The sequence below is a fragment of the Burkholderia sp. JPY481 genome (assembly GCF_038900515.1).
GTDB lineage: Bacteria > Pseudomonadota > Gammaproteobacteria > Burkholderiales > Burkholderiaceae > Paraburkholderia > Paraburkholderia youngii.
In genome coordinates, this window is the sequence record NZ_JAYMRT010000002.1 from 595,353 (window position 1) to 613,970 (window position 18,618).

Below are 18,618 nucleotides of genomic sequence, written 5' to 3' on the forward strand. Positions count from 1 at the left end.
TTTTATTGCCAAGATACTTTCCTGAAGGCATAGCTCACCCCATGACGTGGACCACTGTGCATCGAAAGCCGCCGTCTGACTACAGTTCACAATTGGCGACGTGAGAGTCAAGCCAGCACAGAGTATCTGCTGCGAACGTGGATGGCAAATGCGTGAGCGGAGTGCGGAAATGATCGGTCGAACTAAGGTAGTGCGACGAGCGGGCGTAGCGAGGGCCAGCCCGCCGAATCGGTGAACGCCGAATCTTCGAGTATTCAGTGGCGGCGCTGAAATTCCCAATTGTCCGAACCGGACCGGCAGAATCGCGGAGTGAGATGCATGGTTTGTCCTCTTGCACTGAGGTCGATTGCCGCGACCCGGCATGTTCGCGCTTCTTCCTTGACCGTGTGTGAGGGTGTGATCGTCGCGTGGACACGAGGCCTGTTGCGCGTGGCCTCGTTCGTCCAGTCGAGTGTTTCGCCATCCTGCTTGGTATCGAGCGCCTGATTCACTGCGGACTGGATCGACGCGATGTCTGCTTGCCGCATCAGACTGATCGGCGTATCGCTCAGGAATCCAAGGTTGATGGCCGCGTGAGCGCCCATTGTTTCCAACACGAGCAAGCTACCAATAACCGCTTTGTACAGCCGCGACGGTACTGACATGGGTTGGTTCTCCTGAGAAGAGGTCATGCGGAGATCGAAGGCCAGAAGGACAATAACGGCAATGACAGCCGATAGTACCATTGGAAAAGTCTTGACGAATTCGTTCGTCCAGCCGGGGCGCGAAAGGTCCGTTTTACACCTTGAAAGCGTCGCAAGCAGCGAATCCGGAGCAGGGTTTGGCGGACAAAGAGAAGCCCGCCTGACCCGACGATTCGGTTCAGGCGGGCTTGTTTGTGCGATCAAAGCTCGATGTAGGTGATCGTCGCGACCAGCGTCATCGCGACGGAGCGCTTCGTCAGTTCTTCTGCGCGAGCAGCGCCTGAATCCTGGCTTCGGTCTGCGCATAGTCGCCTTCTCCAAAGTGCGAGTAGACGATATGACCTTGCTTGTCGATCAGATAGAACGCGGGCCAGTACTGGTTGTTATACGCATTCCAGGTCGCGTACTGATTGTCCTGCGCAACCGGATAGGTGATGCCGAGCCGCTTGAGCGCGGTCTTCACATTGCCGGTGTCGCGTTCGAACGGATATTCGGGCGTATGCACGCCGATCACCGTGAGCCCCTGGTCCTTGTACTTCTGGTTCCAGCTTTTCACGTAAGGCAGCGTGTTGGCGCAATTGATGCAGCTATAGGTCCAGAAGTCGACGAGTACTACTTTGCCGCGCAACTGCTGCAATTTGAGCGGCTCGCTATTGAGCCATTGCGTGATGCCCGTGAGCTCGGGTGCGGGCGGCCCGCTTTCCTGCGGCGCGGCGATCGCGGCCGTACTCGCCGCGATCAACGCGCAGGCGGCAAACGCGGTGGACAGGGCGAAGTTTTTCAATCGGGTAGTCATGTCAAAGTCCTTTGAGTGAGGGGAAAAGGCCGGCGAGCCGCGCGTACAGCAGCACGTCGTACTGCAAATAGATGGCGAGTGCGGTCAGCATCACCAGTACGCCGAACACCTGTTGCAGACGTTCTGCGTGACGTGAGACGACACGTACGTGACGCGTCACGTAATGTCCGCCGTAGATGATCGCGAGCATCGGAATCGCCGCGCCGATCGCATACAGCGTGAGCAGCAGCGCCGACCAACCGAAGTCCTGAGCCTTCACGACGAGCACGAGAATCGACGCGAGCACGGGGCCGGCGCAGGGCGTCCATACCGCGCCGAGCGACATGCCGAGCACGAAGCCACCCGCGTTGCCGCTGCCCGGCTGCGTGCCCGGCGCAATGGCCGCGCCGATCCGGTCGAGCGGCCCTTGCAGTTGCGCGACGAGCCAGTCGTAGGGGCGCGGCCAGATACGCAGAAGTCCGGACAGTGCGAGCAACGCGATGCCGGTATTGCGCAGTACCTGTTGCGCGACGTGCACGGTGCTCGACACCGCGCCCAATAGCAGCGCGAAAGACGCGAAGGTCAGAATGAAGCCGGCAACGATGAACAATGGCCGCGTACGGCTCGGTTGTTCGACGGAAGTGCCGAGCAGAATCGGCATCACCGGCAGCACGCAGGGAGAGGCAATCGTCAGCAACCCGGCGAGCAGGGCGAGCGGAGTTTCGAGAGTACTGTGCATGATGGGCGTTCCGTTGGCTGGGATGACCGTATTGGAACGCTCACGCGTATCTGGTTTATGTCGGCGATCAGGCGCGCTTGCAATGTTGTATGTCCGCGCACGGCGCAGATACATTGCGACACAAATCGGCTGACGAGACGATGCGCGCCGCGGTGGTTGCCGAACGGTCCCAGCGTGAGGAAGGCGCTGTTGGTGATGCCGCGCGTGTGTGTAGTCGACTACGGCCTGCGTTGCCTGTAAAGCAACGACCTGTGAACTTAGTTGCTCTTCCTGATGACAGCCTGAGCTGTCACCATTCATCTCAAGCAGTGTTCGATTCGTTTATTCCAAATTCCGTATCAAAGCCTGGCTTGAAGGAGAACAACCATGTCGGATCAGATCAATAGCCGTCGCCGCCGCTTTCTTGGAACGGCGGTTGCGGGTATCAGCCTGCTCGAATTGGGACTGAGCGGGCTCGCGCATGCGCAATCGGCCGACACGGCCGGCAATGCGAGAGCAGGCGCGCGCGTGGCGTCGTTCGAGAACATTCGCTCGATCAATGCAGGCACGCTGAGCATCAGCTACGCGGAAGCGGGCCCGCAGAACGGACCAGTGGTCATTCTGCTGCACGGCTGGCCTTACGACATCTACAGCTTCGCCGAAGTAACGCCGTTGCTGACGGCGGCCGGTTATCGCGTGATCGTGCCTTACCTGCGCGGCTACGGCGGCACCCGTTTCCTGTCGGCGGATACGCCGCGCAACGGCCAGCAGGCAGTGGTCGCGGTCGACATCATCAACCTGATGGACGCGCTGAAAATCGACAAGGCCGTGCTCGGCGGCTTCGACTGGGGCGCACGCACGGTGAACATCGTCGCCGCGCTGTGGCCGCAACGCGTGAAGGCGATGGTGTCGGTGAGTGGTTATCTGATCGGCAGCCAGGAGGCTAACCGCGCGCCGTTGCCGCCGAAGGCCGAACTCGCGTGGTGGTATCAGTTCTATTTCGCCACCGAGCGTGGCCGTGCCGGTTATGAAGCGAACCGTCACGACTTCAACAAGCTGATCTGGCATACCGCCTCGCCGAAATGGAATTTCGACGACGCCACCTTCGAGCGCTCCGCAGAATCGTTCAATAACCCGGACCATGTTGCCGTGGTGATTCACAACTACCGCTGGCGTCTGGGACTCGCGCAGGGCGAGCCGCAATACGACGAACTCGAAAAGCGCCTCGCCACCGGACCGACGATCGCGGTGCCGACCATCACGCTCGAAGGCGACGCGAACGGCGCCGCGCATCCGGAGCCCGCTGCATACGCGAAGAAGTTCACCGGCAAGTATCAGCACCGCAACATCAGCGGCGGCATCGGCCACAACCTGCCGCAGGAAGCGCCGAAAGCTTTCGCGGATGCGATTCTCGACGTCACGCGCCTTTGATCGAGCCGGCGTTAGCCGGCTTCTCTCTTCTGAACGGAACCCCGGTAGCCGAACGCACGGCTGCCGGGTTTTTTTTCATGGGCGGGCCATTTGCAGCACACGCGCAACTCGCACGACGCATGCGACGCCGGCCCTGCGCCGCATGTTCGGAAGCGGGGTTTTGTATCGCAATGTATCAACGGCGTACGCAGACAAACACGCTTGCAGAAATGGGGGGTGACGAAAACATTGCAGATACGTTGGGGCGTTCTAATGTCTTCACGCAAGGTTGATTCACAACGTTGCGTGTGAATCAGGCGGGGCGTCACAGTGTATCTGCGCTGATGGTTTTGTGTCCCGCTCAATCCTTATCCCTGATGGTTTGATACCCGGAGAAGACTCATGAAACTCGTTCAATCGCTGATCGTCGCTGCACTCGTCGCCGCTCCTGTTGTTTCGTTCGCGCAATCGCAACCGCAACAGGCGCTCACTCGTGCTGAAGTTCGCGCGCAGGTGGTCCAGTTGCAGAAGGCCGGCTATAGCCCGGCTAGTGACAACGCGCAATACCCGCAGAACATCGAGGCAGCTGAAGCGCGTGTCAGCGCGGGCAACGACGCTACCGCTTACGGCGGTGTCGAGAACGGAAGCTCGGCGTCCAGCTCGCATGTGCCGATGAAGCATGCGGCCGCGCATAGCGCCAACGACGGCTCGAACGTCGTCGGCCTCGGCTCCATCTACGCGCACTCCTGATTCGTTGATCCCTGAATGTTCTGATACCCGGAGAAGACTCATGAAACTCGTTCAATCGCTGCTCGTCGCCGCACTCGTTGCTGTTCCCGTTGTTTCGTTTGCGCAATCGCAACCGCAACACGCGCTCACTCGTGCTGAAGTTCGCGCGGAGCTGGTTCAATTGCAAAAGGCCGGCTACAACCCGGCCAGCGACAACACGCAATACCCGCAGAACATCGAGGCGGCCGAGGCGCGCATCAGCGCGAGCCATGACGCAGCCGCCTACGGCGGTGTCGCGAACGGCAGTTCGGCTTCGGGCTCGCACCTGCCGATGAAGCATGCGGCGGCGGATCGCGTGTATGACGGCTCCAACGTCGTCGGCCTCGGTTCCATCTACGCGCATTCGTGATCGATGCAAATGAGCAAGGCGTCCGCGCGCACCGATTCACGTCGACGCGCGGACGCCTTGTTTAACCCACCTGACGAGATATAAACGATGACCACGCTGCTGAAGAAAATTCTCGGTTCCGTTCTGTTGCTGGGCGGACTGTTCGCATTGCAGGCCACGGAGTTCGCTCAGGCTGCGCCGTCCGACGACCTGAAGGGCAAGAACGTCGTACTCGTCCATGGCGCTTTCGCCGACGGGTCCAGCTGGGACAAGGTGATCCCGTTGCTCGAAGCGCGCGGCCTGCATGTCGTGGCCGTGCAGAATCCGCTGAGTTCGCTCGCCGACGACGTGGCGGCCACCCGGCGCGTGATCGCGCAGCAGAACGGACCTGTGATTCTGGTCGGCCATTCATGGGGCGGCGTGGTGGTCAGCGAAGCCGGCAACGACGACAAGGTGAAGAGCCTCGTATACGTCGCGGCATTTGCGCCGGACAACAGCCAGTCCATCGCCGACATCACGAAAGACAAACCCGCGCCGGTCTGGGCTGATGAGTTGCGCAAGGACTCGGCCGGTTATCTGACGCTATCGACCCACGCGGTGCTCGACGACTTCGCGCAGGATCTGCCGCTGCCGCAGAAACGCCTGATCGCGGCGACCCAGCAGCCGTGGGCCGCTGGCTGTATCGACGACAAGGTGACGAACGCCGCCTGGCATGACAAGCCGTCGTACTTCGTGGTGTCGGGCCGCGACCGCATGATCGATCCGGCCTTGCAACTCGAGATGGCGAAGCACATCGACGCGAAGATCACGCGCGTCGACACGAGCCATGTCGCGATGCTGAGTCAGCCGCAAGCGGTGGCCGATGCGATCATCGCCGCCTCGAGGGACGCGCGTTAAAACGCGCAGTCTGATCGCCAATCAGATTGCGATCGACGGAATGCTCTTCATGCAGCGCAGCGCGAACATCGAGCGGCTATGGCGAATGCCTGCGATCTTGTAGAGCTTTTCTCGCAGGAAGCGTTCGTAGCCGGCGGTGCCGTCTACCGCGACCTTGACCAGGTAGTCGTAATCGCCAGACACCAGGTACGCTTCGAGTACTTCGCTGAGCGTGGCGAGCTCGGCGCCGAAGCGCGCGAGCGCGTCTTCGTCGTGGCGGTCGAGCGTGACTTCGAGCAGCACGACGTCCGCGAAACCGAGCTTCTGCTGATCGAGCAACGCGACATAGCCGCGGATATACCCTTCGTTTTCGAGCTGCCGCGTGCGATTCCAGCACGCGGTGGTCGACATGCCGACCAGTTCGGCAAGATCCGCATTACTGAGCCGGGCGTTCTTCTGAAGCTCGCGCATGATCTTGCGATCGAGCGCGTCGAGCGGGCGGTTTCGGGTGTTCATCAACGATATGGGAAGCATATTTTGCGGAACAATATTGTAAGTGAAGATCGTTCCGAATAGGCGGCATAAGCAGATGCGTTTAAGAAGCCTATCCAGCGGGGCTCCCGGTATATTTTCAGCGTGCATTCATGCCCGGGACAACCGCCCGGACCGCGGGCCTCGCGCCGGCGATCCTCCGTGGCCAAAAGCCGCTTTTTCGGTGTCTCGCCGCCTTCACGGTAAGGCGGCACGCGGGCGAATTCCGGCGTTACCCACGCCGGAAGACGCGCTCGCCGGGCATGGACGCATGTCGCCGCATGTGTCTATCGCAACTCTCTTTTGCCCGCTGATTCGCCGATGCCGATCCAGTTGTATGTTTCGTTTCTTCTCGCGTCCGCCGTACTCGTTTATTCGCCCGGCCCGGTCAATGTTCTTACGATGAGTCAGGCGCTTACCGCCGGATGGCGCGCGGCATTGCCCTGTGTATGGGGTGGCACCTGTGCGGTATTGCTGCAACTCGCTTTTACCGCGTTGTGTCTGAACTCGCTATTGCTGATCGATGAGCGCGCGCTAATCGTGCTGCGCTGGGCCGGCGCGATATATCTGGTTTATCTGGGCTTCAAACAATGGCGAAGCGGCACATTCTCGGCTTCTCCGCTTCCGGCAAAAAGCGCCGGACAACGCGGTTTGTTTTGGCGCGGCTTCGCGACGTCGGGCCTGAATCCGAAAACGCTATTGTTCTTTCCGTCTTTCTTTCCGCAGTTCATCAGTACTTCGTCGAATGAAGTCGATTGGTCGGCCAATCATCAATACCTGTTGCTGGCCAGTACTTTTGCGCTGATGTTCGCGTTGGGCGTCGCGTCGACGGCGATCTTCTCGCACCGTCTGCGCACGGTTTTGCAGCGCCCCTCGCGGTTGCGCGTCGTGAACCGCCTGATGGGTAGCTTGCTGGTCGGGATGGGCGCGCTGATGGCGGCGGTACGCTGACTACGAAACTAGCCGCATACCGCCGCCGCGGGAACAACGTCATCCTTATCGTCTGTACCGCGCGAGGTCAATGGAAAATGAGGTACAGGATGATCAGTACGATCAACGGAACGCCAAGCAGCCAGCCAATCAGGTAAGGCATGATGTCATCTCCTTTCGTATTGAAGTTCGAATACACAGGAGTTTTAGCAGGCAGCGTGCCTGAGTCGGAAAGGCACATGTGGTCACGTACGAAGCTTTAGCCGTTATTCGAAAAGCCCGGGTACAGCGTCATCCCGCCATCGACGAACAGCGTCGTGCCGACGACATAATCGCTTTCATCGGACGCAAGCCACACCGCCGCCTTGCCGATATCTTCCACGGCACCGACGCGTCCGTAGGGAATCAACTGCAATAGTTTGTCGAGTGCTGCTTGCGAATCCCACGCGTCCTGATTGATCCGCGTACGGATCGCGCCCGGCGCAATCGAATTGACGCGAATGCGCTCGGGTGCCACTTCCTGCGCCAGCGATTTCATGAACATCTGAATGCCGCCTTTCGACGCGGCGTAATTGACGTGCCCCGCCCACGGAATGACCTCGTGAACGGAACTCATGCAAATGATCTTGCCGAGCGCTTTCGATACAGTCGTCGGGCCGCGTCGGCGAAATTCTTTTACCGCGGCCTGGCAGGTTAGAAACTGGCCGGTTAAATTCGTCGACAGCACGAGTTGCCAATCGTCGAGCGTCATGTCGGCGAGTGGACTGTCCTTCTGCAGTCCGGCATTCGCGACCACGATATCAATGCCGCCAAAGCGCGCGCGACCCGCCTCGAAGAGGTTCGCTACCTGAGAGGGATTCGATACGTCTGCCTGGATCGCGATTGCGGATCCACCGGATTTTTCTATTTCGTCGGCGAGCTTTTCATCAGGTTCCGCATGCGAATGATAATTGAGCACGACCGCCGCGCCGGCATCCGCGAGTGCTTTGGCGACGCCGTAGCCGATTCCCGAACTCGCACCGGTAATCAGTGCGACCTGATTGGCCAGTAACTTTTCCATTTGAGTGCTCCGGCAACGACGAGAAGCGAAGCCGCCATCTACCGGCGCGCGACATCGCGCGGATAGACGGCGGCCCGCCGGGTGTTCCAGTCCAGGACGCGCGGCCTATATCACGCCGGCAACCAGCAGAACGATCACCACGATCAGTACGATGCCGAGTCCGCCGGTCGGACCATAGCCCCACGCCCGACTGTGCGGCCACGCTGGAAAAGCGCCGATCAGCAGCAGAATCAGCACGATGAGAAGAATGGTTCCTAGCATGTTATGACCTCCGCCTGGTTGAAGGGGACCTGCTGCACCTAGGTCAGCCGCAAGGCCGCAGGGTAATCCCTAGCGAGCAAACCGCGTGCCCACGGCCGATCCGTTAAGAGGATCACGGTGACAGCGCAGGCCGCGTGCGGAGATTCGCGAGTCGATTGAAACGGCACCCATTGCGCTCAAAACATGAGGAGGGTGCCGTTTTTCCAATTGCGGACACGTCGCGCGTCCTATAGAAGGTAGGGTCCGTTGATGCGGCCTTCGAAGATCGCGGTGTTGATGTCCCAATCGTCGACGGTACCCGTGCCGCCACCGTCCACCTTGACGACTACCGATCGGCCGCCGCGCAGCGTCTTCATCTGTTCGGCGCTCAGCGTTTTGTCGTTGGATGGCTCGCCCGCGCCGAGCGGCAGGTCTTTGATGATCACAGTGGCTTTCATGGCATTTCTCCTTGACGTGAAAGGCGAGCACAGTGCGGCGCCCGCCTCGATTTCTGCAAGGCCTATGCCAAGGTGTGGGAAGTGAGCCGCAAAAGGGAGCGGGGGCCGCGATGCGAAGCCTGGCAAGGATCCGCGCGATAGCCGCATTGAATCAAGCCGGATACGACCGCGATTGCGAGTCGAAGTGTTTGCGCGCGTCGCACGGGTCGCATACTAATGGTTGGGGCGCAGCGCAACGTGCCGCGTGGCGAACCCTCCCATGCCATACTCAATCGCAAGCCCAAATGGAAACGGCACGCGCTATTTCCGCGTGCCGTGCTGGTGAAACGCCCCCGCGAGCAATCCTAGCGGCGTCGCCCTTTGCGCGGCGAAGCGGCTTCCGCGATACGCAGATGCGCGTCAGGAAAGCCCGGCGGGTATGCGACGACGCGCGTCGCGGGCGGCACCAGCGGCGCGGCGAGACTCGAACGCGCGCCGACGCGAGCGCCCCCGACGATGGCGGCCATCGCCTCGCGGTCCAGCTCGACGCTTTCGGTCAGATCCTTGATGCTCAGCTTGGCCATGACGGCTCCAGAAAAACGCGCCGGCGGCCAGACCCGTTCGGGTTCCGGCCGCCGGGCTCGGAATGTGCTCAGTGTGCTATTCGTTGTACTCAGGTCTCAACGCACTATCAGTATAGGAAATCCGCTCGCGGCATGCATTGCCGTGCTGCTGTCGCGGCAGTGAAGGAACCCCCGGTCCCTCGCTGCTTCGCGGGCTTACACGGCGGAGAGATTGGCGCCCGCCAGGATCGGGTCGACTTTCAGTTTCGGCAGCACGACGCCCGAGCCGATATAGCCGATGTCATTGAGCGCTGCGACATTGACGATCTGCTGTTGAGCCAGATTCTGGGTGACGTTGACATTGACGTTGACGTTGGCGATGCCGGCAAGGCTGCCGAGACCACCAGGGCCCGAGGGCATGGGCACGTTGCTGCCGGTGCCGCCTGCGATCCCGGACATGGTCCGGCGATCGAGTTCGCGCGCGCCGGGCAGATCGCGAATCATGAGGGATGACATGGCGTTTCTCCTAAAACGTATGGAAAGCGGACATGCATGGCTGGCGGCGAAGCGGCCCGCGACAGCAGGCGCCTCGCCGCGCCATGCATTAGTGGCCGTTGGAGTTGCTCGACACGACATACGGGCTGAGCGTCGAGTCGATGCCTTCGGAGAACGCAACGTTGTTGCCATTGGCGTTCTGGAAGTTCAGTTCGTTACCGATGAATTGCGAGGTGGTGCTGTTCTTGATGCTCGTCGGCGCATAGACCGGGGCGAAGCTGTAGTACTGGCTGGGGCCATAGCCACCGCGTACGGCTTTCATGGCCTTGCTGTCGAGTTGTTCGGTAACGGACAGGTCTTTGATCATCAGCGTTTTCATGGTGAGTCTCCTGAGGGAAGTTTTCGCAGTGTCGCGAGTGGTTTCGAGCAATTCGTTTGCTCGGACATCACTAATGCACAGGCTGTGCCAGTCTTAATGAACTATCCTGAAGAAATCAACGAAGCCTTGTCGTATAAGGCTTTTGTGCGCGGTTCGGCCGCCGTGCCGGTCCGCTCGAACCGCGTTGACGCGCTAGAGGCGGTGGCGGCGGTCCGACATCGCGGCGGACCCTGTTGGCTCGCGCACGACATTGCGCGCGACACCATGCGGCGCGGCGCGCGGCCCATGCCTGGTTTGCCTGGTTTGCGAAAGCGCGGACCGGGAGCTAGTATCGAAACGGCACATGTAACTGGATACGACAGCTTCTCTATCGACCCGCGTGGCGTCGGTCGCATGCGACACGGTCCAGCGGCAACGGCGGTGCTTCGCAAAAATGGCTAGCCTTGCGCGTGTGATTCTCGACTTCCAGAGCGGCGAGCTATCGCGCGACGAGTTCGTCGCGCAGCTCGACAGCGCGTTGGCGACCGAGCAACTCGGTCCGACGCGGCTGCTGGAGACGCTATACGCTGCGCATCACAAGTCCCCGTTGCCCGACGATCTCTATCTGGAAGTGCGGCGGCGCATCGAGCTGCTGCGCGTGTCGAACGTCGCGGCAGGTGGCGACGAAACCGGCATACAGACCACGGTCGATCTACCGTCGCTGCGTTCGTCGAGCGCGGGTAGCGCTGGCAACGCGGGCAGCGCGAGTACCGCCGGAAGCGCCGCGCACGAGACCATCAAAGGCATCGGCGATACGCTGAACAACCGCTTCGTGCTCGAAGAGTGCCTCGGCGTAGGCGGCATGGGCACCGTCTACAAGGCGCTCGATCTGCGCAAGCTCGAAGCGTCGGACCGCAAGCCCTATCTCGCGATCAAGGTGCTGAACGTCCAGTTTCGCGGCAATCCGAATTCGCTGGTCGCATTGCAGCGCGAGGCACGCAAGGCGCAGGTGCTCGCCCATCGCAACATCATCACCGTGTACGACTTCGACCGCGACGGACCGATCGTCTATCTGACGATGGAGTACCTGAGCGGCAAACCGCTGAGCCAGCTGCTGCGCACGCCTGGATATCAGGGCATGCCGGTGCGGGCCGCGCTGCCGATCGTGCGCGGCATGTGCGCGGCGCTCGCGTACGCGCACGAGCGCGGCTTCGTCCATTGCGATTTCAAACCCGCGAACGTGTTTCTGACCACCAATGCCGAAGTAAAAGTGATCGACTTCGGCATCGCGCGCGTATTCCAGCGGCCGGAAGAGGAGAGCGACGCGACGGTGTTCGATCCCGGCAGTCTCGGCGCGTTGACGCCGGCCTATGCGAGTCCTGAGATGATCGAGCATCGCGAGCCGGACCCGCGCGACGATATCTACGCGCTTGGCTGCATCACTTACGAGCTGTTGACCGGACATCATCCGTTCGATCGCCTGTCGGCCACGCAGGCGCGCAATGCCGACTTCAAGCCTCAGCGTCCGCCGAATCTCGATGCGCGCCAATGGCGCGCGTTGCGTGCCGCGTTGTCGTTCGATCGCAATACGCGGATGCCGAGCGTCGTGCGCTTTATCGCAGAGTTCGACAATGAAGCGCGCGCGGAGAAGTCCGGGTCGCTCGCGTGGGCCGGGCTCGCTACTCTGGCCGTCGTTTGCGCGGTTACCGTGGGCGTGTTCGCGGTTCGCTCGGGGTCACACCGGCAGCAGGCCGCGCCATCCGAGGCGGCGGGACCGCTGGGCGACCAGGTCGATCGGGCGGCTGCGGCGTCCGCTGCCGCGCCTGCGACGAATGCCGCACAAACGGCGCCGTCGGCTGGCGCGAATGAAGGAAGTCCTACAACGGGTGGCGCGGCCGCAACCGCGCCTCCGTCGCCCGCGACCAGGCCCGCGTTGACGCTTGCTGCGATCGCGCCCACGCTTGCCCGCGTACCGTGTTCGGCTTTATCGGGCGCGGTGCAGGACCACGCACTGACGGTGCGCGGTTTCCTGTCGCAGCGGTACGGCGCCGCGCGTCTGCAGGAGACCTTGTCGCGGCTGCCTGGCGTCGATACGGTTTCGCTCGACGTGCGGCCGCTCGCCGACGACAAATGCGACGTCGTCAAAACGCTTGCGCCGTTTCTGGTGCGCAACTGGCAGGCGGGACGGGCAGCGTCGCTGCACATGCGACCGCCAAGCGGTTTGCTGACCGAGAACGACTCGCTGGTGGTCGACCTCAAAGCGCCCCCGTTCGATTCCTTCGCGACCGTCGACTACTACCAGCTAGACGGCCACGTCGTGCACATGGTGCCCAGCCGTCTGTGGCCGGACAACCAGATGCAGGCCAATGGCGGTCCATACACGATCGGCAGCACTGCGGGCGATTGGACGGTATCGAAGCCGTTCGGCTCGGAGATGGTGGTGCTGGTGGTGACGCCGGTGCCGCTGTTCGACAAGCTGCGCCCGGAAAGCGAAGCGCGCGCCGATTATCTGCGCGCGCTCGAGACGCGGTTGAAGCAGATCGGCGGCCAATACGGTCAGGATCGTCTGTTGGCGGACTTTGCGCCGATCACGACCAAACCCGCCAAGCCATGATCCGTCAGAGAGCCAATCGAAACGGCCCTCAGCGCAGATCTTTGACGACGCGAAAACCGTTCTGCGATTGACGCACGCCCGCGCTGTATTTGAAGCGCGTCGCGCTGAGCATGTAGTCGCCGCCTTCGCGCCATGAGCCGCCGCGAATCGCGCGCATCTCGCAGCCGGGCGTGTCCCACGCATGGCCGTCGACGGGTGCGCCCTGATAGGAGTTGTGCCAGCAGTCGGCGGTCCACTCCCAGACGCCGCCGTTCATGTCGTACAGACCCAAAGGATTCGCGGCGAACGTGCCGACGCTTTCCGGTCCTTCCTTGTGCCAAGGGTCGCCGCAGTCCTTGCAATTGGCGTTGCCCTTGCGCATCTGATCGCCCCACCAGTACGCGGTCGTGGTGCCGGCGCGGTCCGCGTATTCCCATTCGGCTTCGGTCGGCAGACGGTACGGTTTGCCGGTCGTTTTGGTGAGCCATTTGACGTACTGCTGCGCGTCGTCCCAACTCAGATCGCGCGCGGGTGCGGTCTTGATGCTATTGCTCTCCGGGGTCAGCTTCTGGCATGCGCCGGCGGCGACGCACGCATTCCATTGCTCGACCGTCACCGGGAATTTGCCGATCGCGAAGGGTGCGCCGATGCTCACGTGATGGACGGGCTTTTCCGACGGATCGTCGGTATTGCTGCCCATTGCGAACGAGCCGGCGGGTACCGCGACCATGATCGGACAGGCGGCGCAGTCGCGGATTTCACCGGCGGTCGGCGGATGGGCGACGGTCTTTTCGGCGAATGGCGCGGCGGCGGCCGTGGCGGGCGGCGTCGGCGCCGGGGCGGCAGCGGGGCGCGGTGGTGGCGGCGCGGCCGCGCTCGCTTGCGCCGTGGGACGCGCGGCCTGAGCAGGTGGCGCGGGTGGCGCGACGTGACCGCTCTGCGCCGCGGGCGCTGCGGGCGGCGCAGCACTCACCGCCGGAGTCGATGCCGCCGCGCGCAATCGATCGATACGCGCATGCGCGAGCGTGGCGAAGCGGCCATTCGGATAGGCCTTCAGATAAGCCTCGTAATCGGCTGGGTAGTTGCTGTCCTTGATCGACTCCCAGAACGTGATTTCGTATTGTTCGCCGCTTTCCTTCGGCATGATGCCGCGACTGCGCGGTGTAATGGCGCGATCGTCCGACGTAATCGACGACGCGATAGTGCGTTCGCCACTCGTGGGAATGGAAGTACGGGCCACGGAGAGCCACGGCTGCTGCGCTCCGCGTGTGGCGGCGCGAACTTCGGCGGCGACGTGCCGGAACAGCGCGGCGAGCGATCGGGACGATGCGTCGGCATCATCGAGCGCTTGCAGCAACGCACCCGTGTAGACGCCATGCCGCGGACCGTCCGCCGCGAATCCACCCGGCGCGGTTGCGTACGCAATCACGGTGTTGGCAGCGATCTTCGGTTGATCGATTGCAATCCCGGCGGGCATAAACGGATTGTCGAGGCAGGTATCGAGAATCACCAGATTGAGCTGGCCGGCGCGAGCGGATTGCATCGCCTGCAAGACGGTATTCAGTTCGACGCCGTTATTCAAGAGCGACACCGGTGCACGGTTATCGGCTCGCGCATCGAGTCCCGCCGGCAAAAGCAGCGTTTGTCCGGCCAACTGCATGCCGTGTCCGGCGAAATAGAACAGCCCGATATCGCCAGTTTTCAAACGTCGGTGAAATTCGTCGATCGCCGCGCGCATTTGCGGCGGCGTCGCATTCGTGCGGGTGATCACTTCGAAGCCACGCGCACGGAGTGCAGCGCCGATCGATTCGGCGTCGCGCGGCGCGTTAGCGCGAATCGGGTTAGTGGCGTCGCCGTATTCGCCATTTCCGATCACAAGCGCGATACGCCGCGAATGGGTGCCGTCGCGTGACGAAACAAAGGGTGAAAGGAGCAAAGCGGTATCCGCCGGCCGCCCCGGTTCACTCGTCACCGAAGCCGCACTCGGCTCGATGAATTCGCGTTGCGTCGTGGCACCGGCGCTATCCCACTGCGCCTGGATTGCCCCAACCACGCACACCAGCAGGAATCGTCGCCACATCGTTTTATCCTGTTTGTACCGGACAGAATTCAGGCATTCGCGCACCACGATCGCGCTGTCCGCGCTCATTATTAACGATAGCACGCGCTTCGCGTCATAACTGTCCGGGAGTCCTGAACGCGTCATACGGTTAACGAGCATTGCGTATCTTTTTAGCAAGTTAAGTTCTAAGCTGATTCACAAAGTCACCTCACACGGCCGTTTTAACTAGGTGGCTGTCTACCGGTTGCAATCCGCGACAAGCCGCTCGAACACCCGGATGGCCATCGATAGCCGGGCCCAGCCATGACTCCTGTTCGGGAGAGTGCGCTATGCGAAGAACCCGTGTTTCCTCTCTTTTCGGCAGACGTGATCTCGCGCAAGCGCATTGCGGCGGATTGCGCGCGGCGGTGTGCGCGACGCTCGTCGCGGTGTGCGTCGGCATGGGAACGGGTGGCGTCGCGCGCGCCGAGCAGACGGCGTCACCGCCGGGGGCCGAGGAGTACATCATCTGGCCGTCGGATGGCGCGGTGATTCACGGCGGCAAGCTGTGGGTGCGCATGGGGCTGCGAAATATGGGCGTGTGTCCGAAGGGCATCGCGTTTCCGAATACCGGCCACCATCATCTGCTGATCGACACGGATTTGCCCGCGCTCGACCAGGAGATTCCATCGGATCGCCAGCACCTGCATTTCGGCGCGGGCGAAACCGACGCGCGCATCGAGTTGCCGCCCGGCAAGCACACGCTGCAGCTGATTCTCGGCGACCATAATCACGTGCCGCACAACCCGCCGGTGTATTCGAAGAAGATCACCATCACCGTGCTAAAAGACTAACGCGATCCGTTGGTTCGAACTGGTCAAGCCGGAACGGAGAGTCCTGATGAACAAGATCATTGCGGCCGCGGCATTCGTCGCGGCGGCGCTGACGGCATCGACAGCGCCGCAGGGTGGGTGGGCAGCGACGCCGTCGCCGCCCAGCGCATACGCGTATATCGGTTATCCGAACGATGGCCAGGTGGTGCCCGCCAATAAGCCGTTTCGCGTGTGGTTCGGCTTGCGCTTCATGGGCGTCGCGCCGAAAGGCGTGAAGTACCCGAACACCGGTCACCACCATCTTCTGATCGATAGCGAGCTGCCGCCGCTGGATCAGGAGATACCCTCGGATCGCCATCATCTGCATTTCGGCGCGGGCGAAACGGAAACGATGATTTCATTGCCGCCTGGCAGGCATACGTTGCAGCTGTTGATGGGCGACGACATGCATATACCGCACAGCCCGCCCGTGTATTCGAAGAAGATCACGGTGATCGCGCGCTGACTGTCATCATGCAGCCAACAATCCCGCGTGCGCTGTTGGCTGCGATCCACCATTCGCGAGCCCCGCTGCGCCGGTCGGTAGCGGCGCCACAGCGCCTGCGTTCCTCCAGGCCTTTACTGCAAGGCCCTGACGACGCGAATGTCGAAAGCGAAGCACTCCTGGCATAGCCCATGCATCAGTAGCGCCCGAGCAGACAAGTTGCTCGAACCCGACGCACCACGATGCGCTTTCCCTTTTCCAGGAGTTTTGCCATGAACACGCTAATGATCAAGGACCTGTCCAATACCGAACAACTCGACAGCAAGGCGATGAGCGCCGTGCGCGGCGGCAACAGCTACTACTGCCCGATGCCGTCGTACCTCAGCTATGCGCCCGTCTATGCGCCGACCAGCATCAAGAACATCTGCACGACGCAGTCGATCAACACGGAAATGAACATCCAGAGCGCGAACGGCAACAACTCGGCGCTGGTCAGCGGTACGACGACCTACATCGAACCGACCGTGTACTCGAGCAACGTCAACAACGTGAAGTGAGCGGCGCTCGCACGCGCGGCCCGAGCGGCCGCGTGTGTGCGCCCCAATAGCCGCGTCGCTCAAAAAGACAACGCATTCGATCGTCCTTTCCACGCATCCTTCGCGTATCCGCCGCTCCCCGCATCGAGATTTCCGCCGCTTCATCGCTGAAGCCGCGCGGAAGCGGCTCGGCCTGAAAAAACCGGCCATCTCGCGCGAAACAGGCGGGTGCAACTGGAGACAACCGTGTCAGCATCGCCGGATTCGTCGTTCGGTTTGTCGTGTGATTCGCCGGACCTTCAGCGGGTTTGTGCCGCCAGCACGGCGCCGCGCCAAATGGGCCGTGTGCTGCGCGGCCTCGGCGCCGCAACGATGTGCGCATTGGCGTTGAGTGCCTGCGTCGACGTCAGGATGCCGGCTTATCAACGGCCGGACACGCCGGCCAAGACATCGTGGTCGGATCGCCAGGGCGCGCCGGTATCGGCCGCGGAGACGATCGAGCGCGACTGGTGGAAGGGCTTCCAGGACCCGTATCTGGATACGCTGATCGACAAGGCTATCGACGGCAACTTCGATATCCGGGTGCTGGCCGCGCGTATCGAAGTCGCGCACACGCAGATCAGCGAGACGGGCGCGGCCGCCTTGCCGACCGCGGACCTCGGTGCCGGCGCGGACTACTCGAAGACGACCGGCCAGCCTTTGTCGAGGACCTACAACCTCGCGCTGCAGGTGAACTGGGACATCGACATCTGGGGCAAGGTCGAAAAAGGCGTGCAGGCACAAAAGGCCGAATTCCACGCGACCGAAGCGGATTGGCGCGCGGGGTATCTCGAACTCGTCGCGAACGTGGCCAGTACCTATTTCCAGATCCTGCAATTCGACGACCAGATCGCCCAGCAGCAAAAGACCATCGCCACGAATAAGCAAATCCTGACGATCTACGAAGGGCAGGCGCGCAACGGGATCGTGCCGCAAACGCAGGTGTTGCGCCAACAGGCGGAGATCAACCGCCTCACCAACGATCTGTACGATCTGCGCCGCTCGCGGGCTGTTTCCGACAACGCACTGTGCACGTTGCTCGGCGTGCCGGCCGGCGAATTCCATGTGCCGCAGGGCCATTTGCAGGAGCGCGTGAAATTGCCGGGCGTGCCCGATGGTTTGCCCGCGCAATTGCTGTCGCGCCGCCCCGACGTGGTGGCGGCCGAATTCAGGGTGCTCGAAGCCTATGACCTCGTCGGTCAGTCGAAGCTCGCGCAATTGCCGAGCATCGGCCTGACCGCTCAGGGGGGCACGGCAAGCTATGCGCTCAACCAGCTGCTGAAGTCGTTCACGTTCGGGCTGATGCCAAGCATCAACTTTCCGCTGTTCGATCCGGGTGTGCGCGCTCATGTGAAGGTGAGCGAGGCGCAATCGAAAGTCGCCGAACAGCAATATCGGGTGGCCGTGATGGGAGCGTTCGAGGAAGTGGAGAACGCGCTCGTCAATCTGAGTGCGCATAAGGCGCAGCATGAGGAATTGCAGCAGCAGGTGGCGCGCTTGCAGATCGTCGCGGATCAGATCCAGTCGCAACTGCACCTTGGCGTCGTGTCGCAACTCGAGGTGTTCGAAGACGAGCGGACCCTGCTGCAGGCGCAACAGGCGTTGCTGGAAAACCACCAATTGATTCTGTCCGATACGGTGACGCTTTATAAGGCGCTCGGCGGTGGATGGCCCAGTGTCGACGTGCAGGCGCAGGCCAAAGAAAAGTAACGAAGCATTGAGCTAATCCATCAGTTGGCGTACCACGCGGGTATTTCGTCGGCTGACGACTCATCCGCTGTCTTCTCATCCGGCGATATCCAAATTGACACTGTCGATGCGTGACTTAAAATCCTTTAGGGGTCAGCGTTTGCGTGGCTCTTCGCGACAATTTCGTTGGGCCGTCGTTCTTTGTCCAGT

At 61.7% G+C, this 18,618-nt stretch carries 21 protein-coding genes and 1 pseudogene; 10 read left to right on the forward strand and 12 right to left on the reverse strand.

Going from position 1 to position 18,618, the window contains the following annotated elements; all coding sequences use genetic code 11:
• Window positions 1-254: 254 nt before the first annotated feature.
• The 3 genes from VSR82_RS08195 to VSR82_RS08205 form a co-directional block, all read right to left on the reverse strand.
• Window positions 255-644, reverse strand: a complete 390-nt coding sequence (locus tag VSR82_RS08195) for a hypothetical protein (protein WP_368582978.1) — start codon at window positions 642-644, stop codon at window positions 255-257.
• Window positions 645-939: 295 nt separating this feature from the next.
• Window positions 940-1,479, reverse strand: a complete 540-nt coding sequence (locus VSR82_RS08200) for a thioredoxin family protein (RefSeq protein WP_368582977.1) — start codon at window positions 1,477-1,479, stop codon at window positions 940-942.
• Window position 1,480: 1 nt separating this feature from the next.
• Complete coding sequence (locus VSR82_RS08205; protein WP_368582976.1) at window positions 1,481-2,197, reverse strand: cytochrome c biogenesis CcdA family protein; 717 nt, start codon at window positions 2,195-2,197, stop codon at window positions 1,481-1,483.
• A gap of 366 nt (window positions 2,198-2,563) precedes the next feature.
• On the opposite strand from VSR82_RS08205, the gene VSR82_RS08210 reads away from it, so the two are divergent.
• From VSR82_RS08210 to VSR82_RS08225, 4 genes are all read left to right on the forward strand, one after another.
• Window positions 2,564-3,607 (forward strand): alpha/beta fold hydrolase, encoded by a 1,044-nt coding sequence (locus tag VSR82_RS08210; protein WP_368582973.1) that lies wholly within the window; start codon window positions 2,564-2,566, stop codon window positions 3,605-3,607.
• Between the two features lie 381 nt (window positions 3,608-3,988).
• Complete coding sequence (locus tag VSR82_RS08215; protein ID WP_368624112.1) at window positions 3,989-4,336, forward strand: DUF4148 domain-containing protein; 348 nt, start codon at window positions 3,989-3,991, stop codon at window positions 4,334-4,336.
• Between the two features lie 40 nt (window positions 4,337-4,376).
• Window positions 4,377-4,724, forward strand: coding sequence for a DUF4148 domain-containing protein (locus VSR82_RS08220; protein ID WP_429456045.1), 348 nt, complete (start codon window positions 4,377-4,379; stop codon window positions 4,722-4,724).
• 87 nt (window positions 4,725-4,811) lie between these two features.
• The gene (locus VSR82_RS08225; protein ID WP_429456044.1) at window positions 4,812-5,600 is read left to right on the forward strand and encodes an alpha/beta fold hydrolase; all 789 of its coding nucleotides are present in this window, start codon (window positions 4,812-4,814) and stop codon (window positions 5,598-5,600) included.
• A 21-nt stretch (window positions 5,601-5,621) separates the two neighbouring features.
• Here the strand turns inward: VSR82_RS08225 and VSR82_RS08230 are convergent, their stop codons facing one another.
• Complete coding sequence (locus tag VSR82_RS08230) at window positions 5,622-6,095, reverse strand: Lrp/AsnC family transcriptional regulator (RefSeq protein WP_013092527.1); 474 nt, start codon at window positions 6,093-6,095, stop codon at window positions 5,622-5,624.
• Between the two features lie 336 nt (window positions 6,096-6,431).
• Between VSR82_RS08230 and VSR82_RS08235 the strand changes: the two genes are divergently transcribed.
• Window positions 6,432-7,061, forward strand: a complete 630-nt coding sequence (locus VSR82_RS08235) for a LysE family translocator (protein ID WP_429456043.1) — start codon at window positions 6,432-6,434, stop codon at window positions 7,059-7,061.
• 238 nt (window positions 7,062-7,299) lie between these two features.
• Here the strand turns inward: VSR82_RS08235 and VSR82_RS08240 are convergent, their stop codons facing one another.
• The 6 genes from VSR82_RS08240 to VSR82_RS08265 form a co-directional block, all read right to left on the reverse strand.
• Window positions 7,300-8,100, reverse strand: a complete 801-nt coding sequence (locus VSR82_RS08240) for an SDR family oxidoreductase (RefSeq protein ID WP_368582967.1) — start codon at window positions 8,098-8,100, stop codon at window positions 7,300-7,302.
• 105 nt (window positions 8,101-8,205) lie between these two features.
• On the reverse strand, window positions 8,206-8,361 hold the full coding sequence (locus VSR82_RS08245; RefSeq protein WP_013092523.1) for a DUF3309 family protein: 156 nt from the start codon (window positions 8,359-8,361) through the stop codon (window positions 8,206-8,208).
• A gap of 227 nt (window positions 8,362-8,588) precedes the next feature.
• Window positions 8,589-8,798 (reverse strand): hypothetical protein, encoded by a 210-nt coding sequence (locus VSR82_RS08250; protein ID WP_429456042.1) that lies wholly within the window; start codon window positions 8,796-8,798, stop codon window positions 8,589-8,591.
• Between the two features lie 344 nt (window positions 8,799-9,142).
• Window positions 9,143-9,361, reverse strand: a complete 219-nt coding sequence (locus VSR82_RS08255) for a hypothetical protein (RefSeq protein WP_498857622.1) — start codon at window positions 9,359-9,361, stop codon at window positions 9,143-9,145.
• A 195-nt stretch (window positions 9,362-9,556) separates the two neighbouring features.
• On the reverse strand, window positions 9,557-9,856 hold the full coding sequence (locus VSR82_RS08260; protein ID WP_410851150.1) for a hypothetical protein: 300 nt from the start codon (window positions 9,854-9,856) through the stop codon (window positions 9,557-9,559).
• Window positions 9,857-9,944: 88 nt separating this feature from the next.
• Complete coding sequence (locus VSR82_RS08265) at window positions 9,945-10,214, reverse strand: hypothetical protein (RefSeq protein WP_368582962.1); 270 nt, start codon at window positions 10,212-10,214, stop codon at window positions 9,945-9,947.
• A gap of 433 nt (window positions 10,215-10,647) precedes the next feature.
• Between VSR82_RS08265 and VSR82_RS08270 the strand changes: the two genes are divergently transcribed.
• Window positions 10,648-12,807 (forward strand): serine/threonine protein kinase, encoded by a 2,160-nt coding sequence (locus VSR82_RS08270; RefSeq protein ID WP_429456040.1) that lies wholly within the window; start codon window positions 10,648-10,650, stop codon window positions 12,805-12,807.
• Window positions 12,808-12,835: 28 nt separating this feature from the next.
• Here VSR82_RS08270 and VSR82_RS08275 read toward each other — a convergent pair whose 3' ends face one another.
• A complete protein-coding gene (locus VSR82_RS08275) occupies window positions 12,836-13,930 on the reverse strand; it encodes a formylglycine-generating enzyme family protein (protein WP_498857647.1) in 1,095 nt (364 codons plus the stop codon).
• Between the two features lie 105 nt (window positions 13,931-14,035).
• Window positions 14,036-15,007, reverse strand: a pseudogene (locus VSR82_RS08280) (caspase family protein); the annotation flags it as partial.
• A 281-nt stretch (window positions 15,008-15,288) separates the two neighbouring features.
• Between VSR82_RS08280 and VSR82_RS08285 the strand changes: the two are divergent.
• The 4 genes from VSR82_RS08285 (at window position 15,289) to VSR82_RS08300 (ending at window position 18,429) form a co-directional block, all read left to right on the forward strand.
• On the forward strand, window positions 15,289-15,681 hold the full coding sequence (locus tag VSR82_RS08285; RefSeq protein WP_368583210.1) for a DUF4399 domain-containing protein: 393 nt from the start codon (window positions 15,289-15,291) through the stop codon (window positions 15,679-15,681).
• Between the two features lie 46 nt (window positions 15,682-15,727).
• On the forward strand, window positions 15,728-16,165 hold the full coding sequence (locus VSR82_RS08290; RefSeq protein ID WP_368582957.1) for a DUF4399 domain-containing protein: 438 nt from the start codon (window positions 15,728-15,730) through the stop codon (window positions 16,163-16,165).
• 251 nt (window positions 16,166-16,416) lie between these two features.
• The gene (locus VSR82_RS08295) at window positions 16,417-16,701 is read left to right on the forward strand and encodes a hypothetical protein (protein WP_176106806.1); all 285 of its coding nucleotides are present in this window, start codon (window positions 16,417-16,419) and stop codon (window positions 16,699-16,701) included.
• Between the two features lie 315 nt (window positions 16,702-17,016).
• Window positions 17,017-18,429: an efflux transporter outer membrane subunit gene (locus VSR82_RS08300; RefSeq protein ID WP_368583209.1), complete on the forward strand. Its 1,413-nt coding sequence runs from the start codon at window positions 17,017-17,019 to the stop codon at window positions 18,427-18,429.
• Window positions 18,430-18,618 lie beyond the last annotated feature (189 nt).

Coding starts and splice junctions, on each gene's coding strand:
- VSR82_RS08195 (WP_368582978.1), bottom strand. CDS start 644: ATGTCAGTACCGTCGCGGCTGTACAAAGCGGTTATTGGTAGCTTGCTC.
- VSR82_RS08265 (WP_368582962.1), bottom strand. CDS start 10,214: ATGAAAACGCTGATGATCAAAGACCTGTCCGTTACCGAACAACTCGAC.
- VSR82_RS08270 (WP_429456040.1), top strand. CDS start 10,648: ATGGCTAGCCTTGCGCGTGTGATTCTCGACTTCCAGAGCGGCGAGCTA.
- VSR82_RS08255 (WP_498857622.1), bottom strand. CDS start 9,361: ATGGCCAAGCTGAGCATCAAGGATCTGACCGAAAGCGTCGAGCTGGAC.
- VSR82_RS08300 (WP_368583209.1), top strand. CDS start 17,017: ATGGGCCGTGTGCTGCGCGGCCTCGGCGCCGCAACGATGTGCGCATTG.
- VSR82_RS08245 (WP_013092523.1), bottom strand. CDS start 8,361: ATGCTAGGAACCATTCTTCTCATCGTGCTGATTCTGCTGCTGATCGGC.
- VSR82_RS08215 (WP_368624112.1), top strand. CDS start 3,989: ATGAAACTCGTTCAATCGCTGATCGTCGCTGCACTCGTCGCCGCTCCT.
- VSR82_RS08250 (WP_429456042.1), bottom strand. CDS start 8,798: ATGAAAGCCACTGTGATCATCAAAGACCTGCCGCTCGGCGCGGGCGAG.
- VSR82_RS08290 (WP_368582957.1), top strand. CDS start 15,728: ATGAACAAGATCATTGCGGCCGCGGCATTCGTCGCGGCGGCGCTGACG.
- VSR82_RS08230 (WP_013092527.1), bottom strand. CDS start 6,095: ATGAACACCCGAAACCGCCCGCTCGACGCGCTCGATCGCAAGATCATG.
- VSR82_RS08225 (WP_429456044.1), top strand. CDS start 4,812: ATGACCACGCTGCTGAAGAAAATTCTCGGTTCCGTTCTGTTGCTGGGC.
- VSR82_RS08200 (WP_368582977.1), bottom strand. CDS start 1,479: ATGACTACCCGATTGAAAAACTTCGCCCTGTCCACCGCGTTTGCCGCC.
- VSR82_RS08240 (WP_368582967.1), bottom strand. CDS start 8,100: ATGGAAAAGTTACTGGCCAATCAGGTCGCACTGATTACCGGTGCGAGT.
- VSR82_RS08295 (WP_176106806.1), top strand. CDS start 16,417: ATGAACACGCTAATGATCAAGGACCTGTCCAATACCGAACAACTCGAC.
- VSR82_RS08285 (WP_368583210.1), top strand. CDS start 15,289: ATGGGAACGGGTGGCGTCGCGCGCGCCGAGCAGACGGCGTCACCGCCG.
- VSR82_RS08260 (WP_410851150.1), bottom strand. CDS start 9,856: ATGTCATCCCTCATGATTCGCGATCTGCCCGGCGCGCGCGAACTCGAT.
- VSR82_RS08210 (WP_368582973.1), top strand. CDS start 2,564: ATGTCGGATCAGATCAATAGCCGTCGCCGCCGCTTTCTTGGAACGGCG.
- VSR82_RS08235 (WP_429456043.1), top strand. CDS start 6,432: ATGCCGATCCAGTTGTATGTTTCGTTTCTTCTCGCGTCCGCCGTACTC.
- VSR82_RS08205 (WP_368582976.1), bottom strand. CDS start 2,197: ATGCACAGTACTCTCGAAACTCCGCTCGCCCTGCTCGCCGGGTTGCTG.
- VSR82_RS08220 (WP_429456045.1), top strand. CDS start 4,377: ATGAAACTCGTTCAATCGCTGCTCGTCGCCGCACTCGTTGCTGTTCCC.
- VSR82_RS08275 (WP_498857647.1), bottom strand. CDS start 13,930: ATGCCGAAGGAAAGCGGCGAACAATACGAAATCACGTTCTGGGAGTCG.